The following is a 15,344-nucleotide window of genomic DNA, read 5'->3' on the forward strand; positions in this document are numbered from 1 at the left end:
AGACGGTTCAGCCGCTGTTCGCAACGCTCTTTAACAATTTATCAGACAATCTGTGTGGGCACTCGCAGGATTGATATCCGCGTCTCCGGACGCAAAAAAATATCAAAGCCTCACGAGTGAACACATAATGAAATTCATTATGACGTTTTACAGATGAGCATCGCTGAACTTGTTTCAGCAAATCAAACTTAAATTGAAGAGTTTGATCATGGCTCAGATTGAACGCTGGCGGCAGGCCTAACACATGCAAGTCGAACGGTAGCACAGAGAGCTTGCTCTCGGGTGACGAGTGGCGGACGGGTGAGTAATGTCTGGGAAACTGCCCGATGGAGGGGGATAACTACTGGAAACGGTAGCTAATACCGCATAACGTCGCAAGACCAAAGTGGGGGACCTTCGGGCCTCACACCATCGGATGTGCCCAGATGGGATTAGCTAGTAGGTGGGGTAATGGCTCACCTAGGCGACGATCCCTAGCTGGTCTGAGAGGATGACCAGCCACACTGGAACTGAGACACGGTCCAGACTCCTACGGGAGGCAGCAGTGGGGAATATTGCACAATGGGCGCAAGCCTGATGCAGCCATGCCGCGTGTATGAAGAAGGCCTTCGGGTTGTAAAGTACTTTCAGCGGGGAGGAAGGCGGTGAAGTTAATAGCTTCACCGATTGACGTTACCCGCAGAAGAAGCACCGGCTAACTCCGTGCCAGCAGCCGCGGTAATACGGAGGGTGCAAGCGTTAATCGGAATTACTGGGCGTAAAGCGCACGCAGGCGGTCTGTCAAGTCGGATGTGAAATCCCCGGGCTTAACCTGGGAACTGCATTCGAAACTGGCAGGCTGGAGTCTTGTAGAGGGGGGTAGAATTCCAGGTGTAGCGGTGAAATGCGTAGAGATCTGGAGGAATACCGGTGGCGAAGGCGGCCCCCTGGACAAAGACTGACGCTCAGGTGCGAAAGCGTGGGGAGCAAACAGGATTAGATACCCTGGTAGTCCACGCCGTAAACGATGTCGACTTGGAGGTTGTTCCCTTGAGGAGTGGCTTCCGGAGCTAACGCGTTAAGTCGACCGCCTGGGGAGTACGGCCGCAAGGTTAAAACTCAAATGAATTGACGGGGGCCCGCACAAGCGGTGGAGCATGTGGTTTAATTCGATGCAACGCGAAGAACCTTACCTACTCTTGACATCCAGAGAACTTAGCAGAGATGCTTTGGTGCCTTCGGGAACTCTGAGACAGGTGCTGCATGGCTGTCGTCAGCTCGTGTTGTGAAATGTTGGGTTAAGTCCCGCAACGAGCGCAACCCTTATCCTTTGTTGCCAGCGGTTCGGCCGGGAACTCAAAGGAGACTGCCAGTGATAAACTGGAGGAAGGTGGGGATGACGTCAAGTCATCATGGCCCTTACGAGTAGGGCTACACACGTGCTACAATGGCGCATACAAAGAGAAGCGACCTCGCGAGAGCAAGCGGACCTCATAAAGTGCGTCGTAGTCCGGATCGGAGTCTGCAACTCGACTCCGTGAAGTCGGAATCGCTAGTAATCGTAGATCAGAATGCTACGGTGAATACGTTCCCGGGCCTTGTACACACCGCCCGTCACACCATGGGAGTGGGTTGCAAAAGAAGTAGGTAGCTTAACCTTCGGGAGGGCGCTTACCACTTTGTGATTCATGACTGGGGTGAAGTCGTAACAAGGTAACCGTAGGGGAACCTGCGGTTGGATCACCTCCTTACCTGAAGATACCTTCCCGCGAAGTGCTCACACAGATTGTCTGATAGAAAGTAATGAGCAAGACGGCTGCGAAGTCGTGACACTATCGTGTCCCCTTCGTCTAGCGGTTAGGACTCCGCCCTTTCACGGCGGCAACAGGGGTTCGAATCCCCTAGGGGACGCCACTTGCTTGGTGACAGGTGAAAGGTGTCTCCACGATGTATCTCAAACGAAGCTTACGAGCTGCGTCTGAGATACTGCTCTTTAACAATCCGGAACAAGCTGAAAATTGAAACGACGTATCGTCTTCATTCTCCGTAATAAGAATGAAGCGGCGATATGTTCGAGTCTCTCAAATGCTTGCAGTCTGCGCGCGTTGCAAAACGCCTGTGGGTTGTGAGGTTAAGCGACTAAGCGTACACGGTGGATGCCCTGGCAGTCAGAGGCGATGAAGGACGTGCTAATCTGCGTAAAGCGTCGGTAAGGTGATATGAACCGCTACAGCCGACGATGTCCGAATGGGGAAACCCGGTGCACCCAGTGCATCATCGCAACATGAATACATAGTGTTGCGAGGCGAACCCGGGGAACTGAAACATCTAAGTACCCGGAGGAAAAGAAATCAACCGAGATTCCCCCAGTAGCGGCGAGCGAACGGGGAACAGCCCAGAACCTGAATCAGTTTGTGCGTTAGTGGAAGCGTCTGGAAAGTCGCACGATACCGGGTGATAGTCCCGTACACGAAAGTGCACATTCTGTGAGTTCGAAGAGTAGGGCGGGACACGTGGTATCCTGTCTGAATATGGGGGGACCATCCTCCAAGGCTAAATACTCCTGACTGACCGATAGTGAACCAGTACCGTGAGGGAAAGGCGAAAAGAACCCCGGCGAGGGGAGTGAAACAGAACCTGAAACCGTGTACGTACAAGCAGTGGGAGCCTCTTTAATGGGGTGACTGCGTACCTTTTGTATAATGGGTCAGCGACTTATATTCTGTAGCAAGGTTAACCGTATAGGGGAGCCGCAGGGAAACCGAGTCTTAACTGGGCGTTAAGTTGCAGGGTATAGACCCGAAACCCGGTGATCTAGCCATGGGCAGGTTGAAGGTTGGGTAACACTAACTGGAGGACCGAACCGACTAATGTTGAAAAATTAGCGGATGACTTGTGGCTGGGGGTGAAAGGCCAATCAAACCGGGAGATAGCTGGTTCTCCCCGAAAGCTATTTAGGTAGCGCCTCGTGAACTCATCTCCGGGGGTAGAGCACTGTTTCGGCTAGGGGGCCATCCCGGCTTACCAACCCGATGCAAACTGCGAATACCGGAGAATGTTATCACGGGAGACACACGGCGGGTGCTAACGTCCGTCGTGAAGAGGGAAACAACCCAGACCGCCAGCTAAGGTCCCAAAGTCATGGTTAAGTGGGAAACGATGTGGGAAGGCACAGACAGCCAGGATGTTGGCTTAGAAGCAGCCATCATTTAAAGAAAGCGTAATAGCTCACTGGTCGAGTCGGCCTGCGCGGAAGATGTAACGGGGCTAAACCATGCACCGAAGCTGCGGCAGCGACACTATGTGTTGTTGGGTAGGGGAGCGTTCTGTAAGCCGTTGAAGGTGTGCTGTGAGGCATGCTGGAGGTATCAGAAGTGCGAATGCTGACATAAGTAACGATAAAGCGGGTGAAAAGCCCGCTCGCCGGAAGACCAAGGGTTCCTGTTCAACGTTAATCGGAGCAGGGTGAGTCGACCCCTAAGGCGAGGCTGAAAAGCGTAGTCGATGGGAAGCAGGTTAATATTCCTGCACTTGGTGTTACTGCGAAGGGGGGACGGAGAAGGCTAGGTTATCCGGGCGACGGTTGTCCCGGTTTAAGCGTGTAGGCTGATACCTTTGGTAAATCCGGGGTATCTTAAGGCTGAGGCGTGACGACGAGCCACCACGGTGGTGAAGTAACTGATGCCCTGCTTCCAGGAAAAGCCTCTAAGCTCCAGGTAACACGAAATCGTACCCCAAACCGACACAGGTGGTCAGGTAGAGAATACCAAGGCGCTTGAGAGAACTCGGGTGAAGGAACTAGGCAAAATGGTGCCGTAACTTCGGGAGAAGGCACGCTGTCATCAGGTGAAGTCCCTCGCGGATGGAGCTGAAGGCAGTCGAAGATACCAGCTGGCTGCAACTGTTTATTAAAAACACAGCACTGTGCAAACACGAAAGTGGACGTATACGGTGTGACGCCTGCCCGGTGCCGGAAGGTTAATTGATGGGGTTATCCGCAAGGAGAAGCTCTTGATCGAAGCCCCGGTAAACGGCGGCCGTAACTATAACGGTCCTAAGGTAGCGAAATTCCTTGTCGGGTAAGTTCCGACCTGCACGAATGGCGTAATGATGGCCAGGCTGTCTCCACCCGAGACTCAGTGAAATTGAAATCGCTGTGAAGATGCAGTGTACCCGCGGCAAGACGGAAAGACCCCGTGAACCTTTACTATAGCTTGACACTGAACATTGAGCCTTGATGTGTAGGATAGGTGGGAGGCTTTGAAGCGTGGACGCCAGTCTGCGTGGAGCCAACCTTGAAATACCACCCTTTAATGTTTGATGTTCTAACGTAGGCCCGTAATCCGGGCTGCGGACAGTGTCTGGTGGGTAGTTTGACTGGGGCGGTCTCCTCCCAAAGAGTAACGGAGGAGCACGAAGGTTGGCTAATCCTGGTCGGACATCAGGAGGTTAGTGCAATGGCATAAGCCAGCTTGACTGCGAGAGTGACGGCTCGAGCAGGTGCGAAAGCAGGTCATAGTGATCCGGTGGTTCTGAATGGAAGGGCCATCGCTCAACGGATAAAAGGTACTCCGGGGATAACAGGCTGATACCGCCCAAGAGTTCATATCGACGGCGGTGTTTGGCACCTCGATGTCGGCTCATCACATCCTGGGGCTGAAGTAGGTCCCAAGGGTACGGCTGTTCGCCGTTTAAAGTGGTACGCGAGCTGGGTTTAGAACGTCGTGAGACAGTTCGGTCCCTATCTGCCGTGGGCGCTGGAGAATTGAGGGGGGTTGCTCCTAGTACGAGAGGACCGGAGTGAACGCACCACTGGTGTTCGGGTTGTCATGCCAATGGCACTGCCCGGTAGCTAAGTGCGGAAAAGATAAGTGCTGAAAGCATCTAAGCACGAAACTTGCCCCGAGATGAGTTCTCCCTGACTCCTTGAGAGTCCTGAAGGGACGTTGAAGACTACGACGTTGATAGGCCGGATGTGTAAGCGCAGCGATGCGTTGAGCTAACCGGTACTAATGACCCGTGAGGCTTAACCTTACAACGCCAGAGGCGTTTTGGTCTGAGAGACCGGATATTTTCAGCTTGTTTACGGACTGGTCTGCGGCGCCTGAGAGGGGGCTGCGGACGAAACAGAATTTGCCTGGCGGCTTTAGCGAGGTGGTCCCACCTGACCCCATGCCGAACTCAGAAGTGAAACGCCGTAGCGCCGATGGTAGTGTGGGGTCTCCCCATGCGAGAGTAGGGAACTGCCAGGCATCAAATAGTGAAGAAGCCCCGGACGAAAGTCCGGGGCTTTTTTACGTCTGAATGTTAGCTAAAAACTGGCTATTTCAATGCTTTTTAAGCCACTGAACAATAAAATCGGCAACCTGCATTGGCTGATTAATATCCAATATGGGCAAATTCAGTTCCATATCCTCATCAGTAGCGACGGCAATCACATACTGATCCAGCAAATCCTTAATCTCACCTTTAACGCCACGCCGCCAAAGTGCAATTTTGGGGACCGGCTCATCTTTGAAGCCCTCGACCAGCACCAGATCCAACGTTGAGCTATCCATCTGTGATGCTAATTGCATTAGGCTTAAAGGCTTATTAGGTGATTCAACCATCAATGCCCAGCGCTGATTACTGGCGACGATCACCTGATCCGCCCCAGCTTTACGCAGCAAATAACTGTCTTTCCCCGGCGTATCGATATCCATCTGATGATGTGTGTGCTTAATTAAGCCTGATCGAATCCCCTGAGTTTTGAGAAGTGGAATGACTTGCTCAAGCAAAGTGGTTTTTCCTGTCCCGCTCCATGCGGAAATCGCCAGTAAGCGCACACTCATAAATACTTTTCCTCATTCATGAGATCGTCTGGCGTATTGATATTGCGGAACGCAGATTCTGGGTCTGAAAACGCAATAGCATGCCCGCCATGCTCATGTAAGAACTGCATTAAACGTCGCTCGCCGCGCAGTAGCCAGGTTTCAAGATCATCAGCCAATGCGCAATTGACCAGCGCTAAGGCTGGATGATCACGCTGGGAGGATTTCACCCACACAGCGGGCGCATCATTACGCTGTTGCCACAGACGCGCGACAAAGTCATTGGGGATCCATGGCGTATCACAAGCGCAGAAAGCGACCCATTCGTTTTTACTGCTGCGTAAACCACTGAGCATGCCAGCCAGCGGTCCGGGATAATCGGGCAATGTATCGATAACCACCTGACAACCGCTTGCCTGATAGCGATCAATGTTACGGTTAGCGCTTATCAACACAATATTGACCTGCGGCCGGAATCGCCGCAAAACGTGCTGATAAAGGTGTTCACCCTGTAACATCAATAACCCCTTATCCTGGCCTCCCATACGACTGCCTTGGCCACCCGCGAGGATCACGCCGGTAAATGCTGTCATATTCGTCTCCTTGCTTCATTCTGGACGATACTTACTTAGCGGCAGCGTACCATCTGCATAAAGGAATCAATGATGAAATATCACCGACTCAATGAACTGCTCGAGCTTCTGCAACCCGCATGGCAGAAGGATGCCGATCTCAACTTGCTGGCATTTTTGCAAAAACTGGCGCAGGAATCTGGTTTCAGTGGCTCATTAAGTGAATTAACCGATGATGTATTGATTTACCATCTCAAAATGCGTGACACAGATAGCCAGAGTGCCATTCCCGGCCTGAAAAAGGATTATGAAGTGGACTTCAAAACCGCGCTATTACGTGCACGCGGTGTGATTAAGGATGATGAGTAATGTTATCCTTGCGCATTAATCGCAAAGGTAACACACAGGCAAAAAGATGAGCGAAGCCGCCTTTAATTTCCAGACGTTGAATCCCGATGTCATCCTTGATGCACTTTGGGATGCGGGTCTGCGTGTCGAATCAGGCTTAACCGCCCTCAATAGCTATGAAAACCGCGTCTATCAGTTCAGCGACGATGATAAACGCCGCTATGTGGCTAAGTTTTATCGTCCGCAGCGCTGGAGCGCGCAACAGATCCTTGAAGAGCATCAGTTCACTCAGCATTTATTAGAGGATGAAGTGCCGGTTGCCGCGCCGCTCGTTCTGCAGGGCAGCACGTTGAATCATCATGCCGGCTTCATGTTCGCGGTCTTCCCCAGTTTAGGCGGACGGCAGTATGAAACTGATAACGAGGATCAGATGGAATGGGTTGGCCGCTTTCTGGGGCGCATCCATCAAACCGCCAGGCAAAGCCTGTTTCAGCAGCGACCCACCTTCGGCCTTGAAGAGTATATTTTTCAACCGCGTCGGGAGCTGGAACAAAGCGCGTTAGTACCGGCTTCACTTAAAGACTTGCTGCTTGCTGCCGTTGATAAGCTCAGCGCGACGCTGCAGCAGCGCTGGCATAGCCATTGGCAGCCGTTAAGGTTGCACGGCGATTGCCATCCCGGCAATATTCTGTGGCGTGAAGGCCCGATGTTTGTCGATCTTGATGATGCCCGTAACGGGCCAGCAGTGCAGGATTTATGGATGCTGGTCAATGGCGATCGTCAGGAACAGTTGATTCAATGGGACATTTTGCTGGAAGCCTATAATGAATTCGGTGATTTTGATTTACATGAATTGTCACTGATTGAACCTTTACGCGCTATGCGCATGGTTTATTATTTGGCCTGGGTAGTACGCCGCTGGCAGGATCCCGCTTTTCCGCGCGCCTTCCCCTGGATGACAGATGAGGATTTTTGGCGCCGGCAGATTGCATTATTTATCGAGCAGGAAAGGCTGTTACACGAACCGCCGTTGCAGCTTAGCCCGCAATATTAATGAAGTACTCAGGAGATTGTTTCACGATGAAAAAGATCATGTTTGCGCTGGTAGGTTTAATGCTGGCATTTGGCGCCTCGGCGGCACAGTTCAACGATGGTAAGCAGTTCGTTACTTTGCCAAAGCCAGTGGCGGGTGAGCCGCAGGTTCTGGAGTTCTTCTCCTTCTTCTGCCCACATTGCTACCAGTTCGAACGCGTTTATCACGTGAGCGAGGCAGTGAAAAAGAACCTGCCGGCGGACACGAAAGTGACCAAATACCACGTTGATTTCCTGGGTGGTCCATTCGGTCCGGTTGTCACTCAGGCATGGGCTGTTGCCATGGCGCTAGGCGTAGAAAGCAAAGTTACTGCACCGATTTTCGACGGTATTCAGAAAACCCAAACCGTTACCGATGCAGCAAGCCTGAAAGAGACTTTTATTAAAGCGGCGGGTATCTCTTCAGAAGATTACGATGCGGCGTGGAATAGCTTCGCAGTAAAAGCGCTGGTTGCGCAGCAGCAGAAAGCAGCAGCAGACGTCAATCTGCAAGGTGTGCCAGCGATCTTCGTTAACGGCAAATATATGGTTAACAACGGCGGCCTGGATACCAGCTCAATGGACAACTTCGTTGCTGATTACGCCAATGTAGTGAAGTTCCTGGTAGAAAAGAAGTAATTTAGTTTTTAGAACGCCGGCACTGCCGGCGTTTTTTATTGCCTTCATTCTCTTATTTATGCGATGTATTTATTAACCCTTCGCTTAATATCCACATGGACGATCGTCTTTTCATTAGGGCGAGCAAGATCACGATAAGTATTTAACTTGCTGATATAAATGATTTTTTAATATTAAAGTAATTGCAATTAACGTAAATAACAATACGTTATGATTTTTACGCACAAACTTATCCACAGTTTGATCCTTGCGATCTGTGCCGCGTAACGACGAAAAAGATCCTGACTTCCCCGAGTGCATTCAACATTCTCCTCTGGTTGTGGCATCCTTATAGCCCTCATTATCGCAACGAAGAAAATACGAACCTATGGCGCAAATTGCAGAAAATCCCCTGATTCTGGTCGACGGCTCATCTTATCTGTACCGTGCATATCATGCCTTTCCGCCGCTAACGAACAGTGCAGGCGAGCCAACTGGCGCCATGTATGGTGTGCTCAACATGTTGAAAAGCCTGTTGATGCAGTATCAGCCAAGCCATGTGGCTGTGGTCTTCGATGCGAAAGGCAAAACCTTCCGCGATGAGCTTTTTGAACACTACAAATCGCACCGTCCGCCGATGCCAGACGATCTGCGTGCGCAGATTGAGCCGCTGCATGAAATGGTGAAGGCGATGGGCCTGCCGCTGTTGGCGGTATCTGGCGTTGAGGCGGATGACGTTATCGGTACGCTGGCGCTAGAGGCGGAAAAACTCGGCCGTCCGGTGTTGATCAGCACCGGCGATAAAGATATGGCGCAGTTAGTGACGCCTGCGATTACCTTGATCAACACCATGACGAATATCGTGCTCGGTCCGGAAGAGGTCGAGCAGAAATATGGCGTGCCGCCAGCACTGATTATCGATTTCCTCGCCATGATGGGCGACAGCTCCGATAACATTCCAGGCGTGCCGGGAGTCGGTGAGAAAACCGCGCAGGCGTTGCTGCAAGGCTTGGGCGGTATGCAGTCAATCTATGACAATCTCGATAAAGTGGCCGATCTCTCGTTCCGCGGTGCGAAAACCATGGCGGCGAAGCTGGAGCAAAATCGCGACGTCGCGTTCCTGTCTTATCAGCTGGCAACCATCAAAACCGACGTTGAGTTGGATCTGACCTGCGATCAGCTTGTCGTCAATGAACCTAATGTCGAAGCGCTGCAAACCTTGTTTAGCCGTTATGAATTTAAGCGCTGGATCACCGATTTGCAGGATGGTTCATGGCTGCAACAAGGTAAGAAGAGCAACGCGCAGGCTAAGAAACCGCAGCTCAGCGAACCTGCTGCGCCCGCTGCCGAAGCGACCAGCGTGCTCTCTGCGGATGGCTACGTCACTATCCTCGATGAAGCGACATTTGCCGCATGGCTTAAAAAGCTGAAAAGCGCCGAGCTCTTCGCTTTCGATCTTGAGACCGACTCGCTGGATACTTTAAGCGCCAATATTGTCGGCATTGGTTTTGCCGTCGCGCCGGGTGAAGCCGCTTATCTGCCGGTCGCCCACGATTATCTGGATGCGCCAGATCAGCTGGATCGCAGCGAAGTGCTGAAGCAGCTAAAACCGCTGCTGGAAGATGGTAACGCGGCGAAGGTTGGGCAGAATCTCAAATACGATCGCGGCGTGCTGAAGAATTACGACATTGAACTGAACGGCATCAAATTTGACACCATGCTGGAATCTTATTGCCTGAATAGCGTGGGCGGAAAACACGATATGGACAGTCTGGCCGCGCGCTGGCTAAACCATAAAACGGTGACTTTCGAAGAGATCGCGGGTAAAGGTAAAAATCAGCTCACTTTTAATCAGATTGCTATCGAACAAGCCGGCCACTACGCGGCGGAAGATGCCGATGTCACGCTGCAATTGCATCTGAAAATGTGGGAGAAACTGGAGCCGGAAGCGGGGCCGAAACAGGTATTTGAAGAGATCGAAATGCCGTTGTTGAAGGTGATATCGCGGATTGAGCGCAACGGCGTGCTGATTGACCAGAATATCCTGGCGAAACACTCGCAGGAGCTGACCACGCGTGTGGCCGAGCTGGAGCTGAAGGCGCACGAGCTGGCAGGCGAACCGTTTAATCTCTCTTCACCCAAACAGCTGCAAACCATTTTGTTTGAAAAGCAGGGTATTAAACCGACCAAGAAAACGCCGGGCGGCGCGCCGTCGACCAGCGAAGAAGTGCTGGCTGAACTGGCTCTCGATTATCCACTGCCTAAAGTAATTCTGGAACATCGTGGTTTATCAAAGTTGAAATCGACTTACACCGATAAGCTGCCACTGATGATCAATCCGCTTACCGGCCGCGTACATACATCCTATCATCAGGCGGTAACGGCGACGGGACGACTCTCGTCTACCGATCCTAACCTGCAGAATATCCCGGTGCGCAACGAAGAAGGGCGCCGAATCCGCCAGGCGTTTGTCGCCGGATCGGGCAATCGTATTGTCGCCGCGGACTACTCACAGATTGAACTGCGTATCATGGCGCATCTGTCGCAAGACAAAGGCCTGCTGGATGCGTTTGCCCAGGGCGAAGATATCCACCGTGCCACCGCATCAGAAGTGTTTGGTGTGGCGTTAAGCAAAGTTTCAGGTGAGCAGCGTCGCAGTGCCAAGGCGATCAACTTTGGTCTGATCTACGGAATGAGCGCGTTTGGTCTTTCCCGCCAGCTCAATATCGGTGCGGGTGAGGCGAAGAAATACATGGATCTCTACTTTGAACGCTATCCGGGCGTGCTGCGTTATATGGAAGAGACGCGCGCGAAGGCAGCAGAGAAAGGCTATGTAGAAACGCTCGATGGTCGTCGTTTGTGGCTGCCTGATATCACCTCCAGCAATGCGATTCGTCGTAAAGCGGCGGAGCGAGCGGCGATTAATGCCCCAATGCAAGGCACGGCGGCAGACATCATCAAACGCGCGATGATTGCGGTGGATGGCTGGCTGTTGGAGCAAAAAGACGATGCCGTGCGCATGATTATGCAGGTACACGATGAACTGGTGTTTGAGATCCGCAGCGATGCAGTGGATAGCGCCATTAAGACCATCCGTGATCTGATGGAGAACAGCATGAAGCTGGATGTGCCGCTGCAGGTGGAAGTAGGCACCGGCGATAACTGGGATGAGGCACACTGATCATGCTGATTCAGCGGTATTTGCGTGCCGCTGGCATCATCATAAGAAAAAAGTTTACTTAATCGGTTCAGCAACCTCACAAAGCGGTCTATTAAATGCGCGTTTTGTAACTGCCTATCGGCTAAGCATTTTTTTAGTAATTAAACTACATCGAACGCGTGAAAGTGTGATGAGCTTAGTAAAAAAGATGTCGAATCCTGAAACTTAACAACAAAAAACCCTTTGTAGGGCGCTGAAAATCAGGTAAAGTTTGTCGCGTAGGGTACAGAGGTAAGATGTTCTATCTTTCAGACCTTTTACTTCACGTAATCGGATTTGGCTGAATATTTAGCCGCCCCAGTCATTTATGACTGGGGCGTTTTTTATTGGGCTTTTTCTCAAAAGCCGCAACAAAATCACTCTGCTGTTTCTTCGCCGTCGCCTTCTTGCGCTGGCTCCAGTTCGCTAAACCAGCTGTCTAGCTTCTTACGCACAATATCAACGCCCATCTTCTTCAGCGACGAGAACATTTCCACCTGCACATCACCGTTAAAGGCCAGCGACGCTTCGCGCACCATCGTCAGCTGTGCTTTGCGTGCGCCGGATGCCAGTTTGTCGGCTTTGGTCAGTAAGACCAGCACGGGAATCTGGCTCTGCACGGCCCATTCAATCATGTTTTGATCGAGGTCTTTCAGCGGATGGCGAATATCCATCAATACCACCAGACCCTTCAGCGCCTGACGTTTTTGCAAATATTCCGCCAGCGAGCGCTGCCATTTGCGCTTCATCTCTTCCGGAACCTGGGCATAGCCATAACCGGGTAAATCGACCAGACATTTACCTTCAACCACTTCAAACAGGTTAATCAGCTGAGTACGACCTGGCGTTTTACTGGTACGGGCCAGACCTTTTTGGTTAGTGATGGTGTTCAGCGCGCTGGATTTGCCTGCATTTGAGCGCCCGGCAAAAGCAACTTCAATACCCACATCCGCCGGTAAGTGGCGAATATCGGGGGCGCTGAGCATGAAATGGGTCATGTGATAGTTCAAAGCAGACAAAGTGAAACTCCAGCAAAATGAATCGGGCAATTGGGCTGATTATACCTGTAATGGCGCAAAAGTGCCCGATAGCGTCCAAATGCGCCATTTTGTAAGAGATCTATGATTTTTACTGCCAGCGATTACCGCTTCATGGAATATTAACAATCCATTTAGATGTTATATTTCAATGATTTGAAATGAATTTAGGAAATACCACTCTAAAATAGAGACAAGTCTCACTTGTTCATTTTACCTATTAGTCTACATTTGTTGTCAGTGCACGGCAGCACCCATCAGGATGATGAGCTCAGGAGTGTCGGGGATGACCAAGAGCATGGCGGGAAGCGATTCAGGCAGGAATCGAACAAGGACAGGGATTAATCGCAGGAGCGATGTGGCGATGGAGCAACCGGGACGTTGTGAGCCGTAAAGGATTTATTCAGTGTTTCCTTCATATGAAGGTGCGATAAAAGGCGATAGCATAGGCTATCGCCTTTTTTCTTTGCTTACTTTCTGCTAGATTTCGCCGCAATTCTATACTGAACTCACAAAGCACCGCCGAGACCGGACACCATGAAGCAACCTGCATCAGCCCCGCGTGGCAAACCTGCTGCGAAAGCCAAACGCAAATCGCGTGAAGACCTTAATCAGGAAGCGCGCGATCGCAAACGCGATAAAAAACATAGCGGCCATAAATCTGGCAGCCGCGCCAATCCTGAAACGCAAGCCGCTGGCAAAGGTCAGGGTAAAAAAGCTCAGGATCCACGCCTGGGCAGCAAAAAGCCGATCGCATTAGTTGCTGATGGTAAAACCCAGCCGGCAAAAAAGCCTGAAGCGAAACCAAAGCCAAAAGCAGAAAAAGTTCGCCTGACGCCGCAAGAAGAGCTGGCGAAGCTGGAAAATGACGAACGTCTGGATACGCTGCTGGATCGCCTGGAAAACGGTGAAACCTTGAGTGGAGAAGATCAGGCCTGGCTGGATCAAACCTTAGACCGCATCGATGAGCTGATGGAAACGCTGGGCATCGCGCTGGATGACGAAGCGGAAGATGAGCAGGCTGAAGAAGATATGATGCGCCTGCTAAAAGGTAATTAAGGCAAATTTTGATCGGCATGCGTTTTCGCGCATGCCGCGCTAAACAGGTATTCACCTATGTTTTGGCCTGGATCAATTTTCGCGCTGCTGCTGACATGTTATCTGCTCTGGTTATTGTTTAAACTACGCCGCCTGTCGCGTCTGAAGTCGCGTTTACGTCGGCGTTCAGCCCATCGCTTCGTCCACTCTTCTGCTACGCGACCCTCTCTCAGACGACGTCACCGTAAGGAGTGAGCATGTCATCGCAGCAGATTGATTGGGATCAGCGCCTCATCGAAAAATACAATTACGCTGGCCCACGTTATACCTCTTATCCCACCGCGCTCGAATTCAGTGAGAAATTTGGTGAGGCAGATTTTCAGCAAGCCGTGCAGCGCTATCCCGATCGTCCGTTATCGCTGTATGTGCACATCCCGTTTTGCCATCGGCTTTGTTATTTTTGTGGCTGCAATAAAATCGTGACGCGCCAGCTGCATAAAGCCGATCGCTACCTTGATGTGCTGGAGCTGGAAATTCGTCAGCGTGCGCCCTTATTTGCGGGCCGCTGCGTCACTCAATTGCACTGGGGTGGTGGCACGCCGACATTCCTCAACCAGCAGCAGGTGAGCCGGCTGGTGGCGCTGCTACGCGAGCATTTTACGATTGCCGATGACGTCGAAATGTCGATCGAGGTTGATCCACGTGAAATCGAACTGGAGATGATCGATCATCTGCGCGCGGAAGGTTTTAATCGCCTGAGCATGGGCGTGCAGGACTTTAATAAAGCGGTGCAGGAGCGCGTGAATCGCGTGCAGGAGGAAGAAACCATCTTCGCTCTGGTGCAGCGTGCGCGTGAGCAAGGCTTCCGTTCGGTCAGCCTTGATCTGATTTATGGCTTACCGCTGCAAACGCCGGAAAGCTTCGCCTTTACTTTACAGCGCGTTATTGCACTCAATCCCGATCGCCTCAGCGTCTTCAATTATGCGCACATGCCTTCACTGTTCGCTGCGCAGCGTAAAATTAAAGATGAGGAGCTGCCAGGTGCAGCACAGAAACTGCAGATCCTGCAGGAAACCATCGCCACCTTAACCGGAGAAGGCTATCAGTTTATCGGTATGGATCACTTCGCGCGTCCGGATGATGAACTGGCGGTGGCACAACGCGCTGGCGAACTGCATCGTAATTTTCAGGGTTACACCACACAGGGCGAAACCGATTTGCTCGGTTTGGGCGTGTCGGCCATCAGCATGCTGGGCGACAGCTATGCGCAAAATCACAAAGAGTTGAAAGCCTATTACGCAGATGTCGAGCAGCGCGGCAATGCGCTGTGGCGCGGGCTTACCTTGAGTAACGATGATTGTTTGCGCCGCGATGTGATTAAAGCCTTAATCTGTAATTTCGCACTGGATTTTGCCGCGGTAGAGGCGCAATACCCGGTTGAGTTTGAAAGCTATTTTGCCGAGGATTTAGCGCTGTTAGCGCCGCTGGTGGCGGATGGATTGGTGGAGCAGCGCGGTCGCAGCCTGCACGTTACCGGCGTCGGTCGGTTGCTGATTCGTAACATCTGTATGTGCTTCGATGTGTATATGCGCCAAAAGGTGCGCATGCAGCAATTCTCGCGAGTGATATAAAAAAACGGGGAGCCCATTCGCTCCCCGGTTTCAAAACGCAA

9 protein-coding genes, 1 tRNA gene and 3 rRNA genes are annotated in these 15,344 nt (G+C 51.7%); 10 read left to right on the forward strand and 3 right to left on the reverse strand.

Annotated features, from left to right (window positions below; genetic code table 11):
* The first annotated feature begins 190 nt into the window (after window positions 1-190).
* The 4 genes from Q3H59_RS00005 to rrf all read left to right on the forward strand — a co-directional run bounded on the left by Q3H59_RS00005 (window position 191) and on the right by rrf (window position 5,231).
* Window positions 191-1,730, forward strand: a 16S ribosomal RNA gene (locus tag Q3H59_RS00005).
* 88 nt (window positions 1,731-1,818) lie between these two features.
* Window positions 1,819-1,893, forward strand: a tRNA-Glu gene (locus Q3H59_RS00010).
* Between the two features lie 215 nt (window positions 1,894-2,108).
* Window positions 2,109-5,013: ribosomal RNA gene (locus tag Q3H59_RS00015) — 23S ribosomal RNA — on the forward strand.
* A 102-nt stretch (window positions 5,014-5,115) separates the two neighbouring features.
* Window positions 5,116-5,231 (forward strand): 5S ribosomal RNA (gene rrf, locus Q3H59_RS00020).
* Together the 16S, 23S and 5S rRNA genes with 1 tRNA gene alongside form the textbook arrangement of a ribosomal RNA operon.
* A gap of 75 nt (window positions 5,232-5,306) precedes the next feature.
* Here rrf and mobB read toward each other — a convergent pair.
* Window positions 5,307-5,810, reverse strand: coding sequence for a molybdopterin-guanine dinucleotide biosynthesis protein MobB (mobB, locus tag Q3H59_RS00025; RefSeq protein WP_309832445.1), 504 nt, complete (start codon window positions 5,808-5,810; stop codon window positions 5,307-5,309).
* Window positions 5,807-6,382, reverse strand: a complete 576-nt coding sequence (gene mobA / locus Q3H59_RS00030) for a molybdenum cofactor guanylyltransferase MobA (protein WP_101760726.1) — start codon at window positions 6,380-6,382, stop codon at window positions 5,807-5,809. The genes mobB and mobA overlap by 4 nt, the downstream gene beginning before the upstream one ends.
* 72 nt (window positions 6,383-6,454) lie before the next feature.
* Here mobA and Q3H59_RS00035 point away from each other — a divergent pair, with 72 nt between their 5' ends.
* The 4 genes from Q3H59_RS00035 to polA all read left to right on the forward strand — a co-directional run bounded on the left by Q3H59_RS00035 (window position 6,455) and on the right by polA (window position 11,579).
* Complete coding sequence (locus tag Q3H59_RS00035; RefSeq protein WP_309836589.1) at window positions 6,455-6,730, forward strand: YihD family protein; 276 nt, start codon at window positions 6,455-6,457, stop codon at window positions 6,728-6,730.
* Window positions 6,731-6,776: 46 nt separating this feature from the next.
* Window positions 6,777-7,763 carry a serine/threonine protein kinase gene (locus Q3H59_RS00040; protein ID WP_309832448.1) on the forward strand — a complete coding sequence of 329 codons (987 nt, stop codon included), beginning with the start codon at window positions 6,777-6,779 and terminating at the stop codon, window positions 7,761-7,763.
* A gap of 26 nt (window positions 7,764-7,789) precedes the next feature.
* Window positions 7,790-8,419 (forward strand): thiol:disulfide interchange protein DsbA, encoded by a 630-nt coding sequence (gene dsbA / locus Q3H59_RS00045; RefSeq protein ID WP_110868418.1) that lies wholly within the window; start codon window positions 7,790-7,792, stop codon window positions 8,417-8,419.
* Between the two features lie 367 nt (window positions 8,420-8,786).
* Window positions 8,787-11,579: a DNA polymerase I gene (polA, locus tag Q3H59_RS00050; protein WP_192415274.1), complete on the forward strand. Its 2,793-nt coding sequence runs from the start codon at window positions 8,787-8,789 to the stop codon at window positions 11,577-11,579.
* 395 nt (window positions 11,580-11,974) lie between these two features.
* Here the strand turns inward: polA and yihA are convergent, their stop codons facing one another.
* Window positions 11,975-12,616 carry a ribosome biogenesis GTP-binding protein YihA/YsxC gene (gene yihA / locus Q3H59_RS00055; RefSeq protein WP_101760721.1) on the reverse strand — a complete coding sequence of 214 codons (642 nt, stop codon included), beginning with the start codon at window positions 12,614-12,616 and terminating at the stop codon, window positions 11,975-11,977.
* Between the two features lie 555 nt (window positions 12,617-13,171).
* Here yihA and yihI point away from each other — a divergent pair.
* Together yihI and hemN are read left to right on the forward strand one after the other, a co-directional pair.
* Window positions 13,172-13,693: a Der GTPase-activating protein YihI gene (yihI, locus tag Q3H59_RS00060; RefSeq protein ID WP_101760720.1), complete on the forward strand. Its 522-nt coding sequence runs from the start codon at window positions 13,172-13,174 to the stop codon at window positions 13,691-13,693.
* Window positions 13,694-13,929: 236 nt separating this feature from the next.
* Window positions 13,930-15,303, forward strand: coding sequence for an oxygen-independent coproporphyrinogen III oxidase (gene hemN / locus Q3H59_RS00065; RefSeq protein WP_309832454.1), 1,374 nt, complete (start codon window positions 13,930-13,932; stop codon window positions 15,301-15,303).
* The last annotated feature ends 41 nt before the right edge of the window (window positions 15,304-15,344 follow it).

The organism is Pantoea sp. SORGH_AS_0659 (assembly GCF_031453915.1).
Taxonomy (GTDB): Bacteria; Pseudomonadota; Gammaproteobacteria; order Enterobacterales; family Enterobacteriaceae; genus Pantoea; species Pantoea leporis.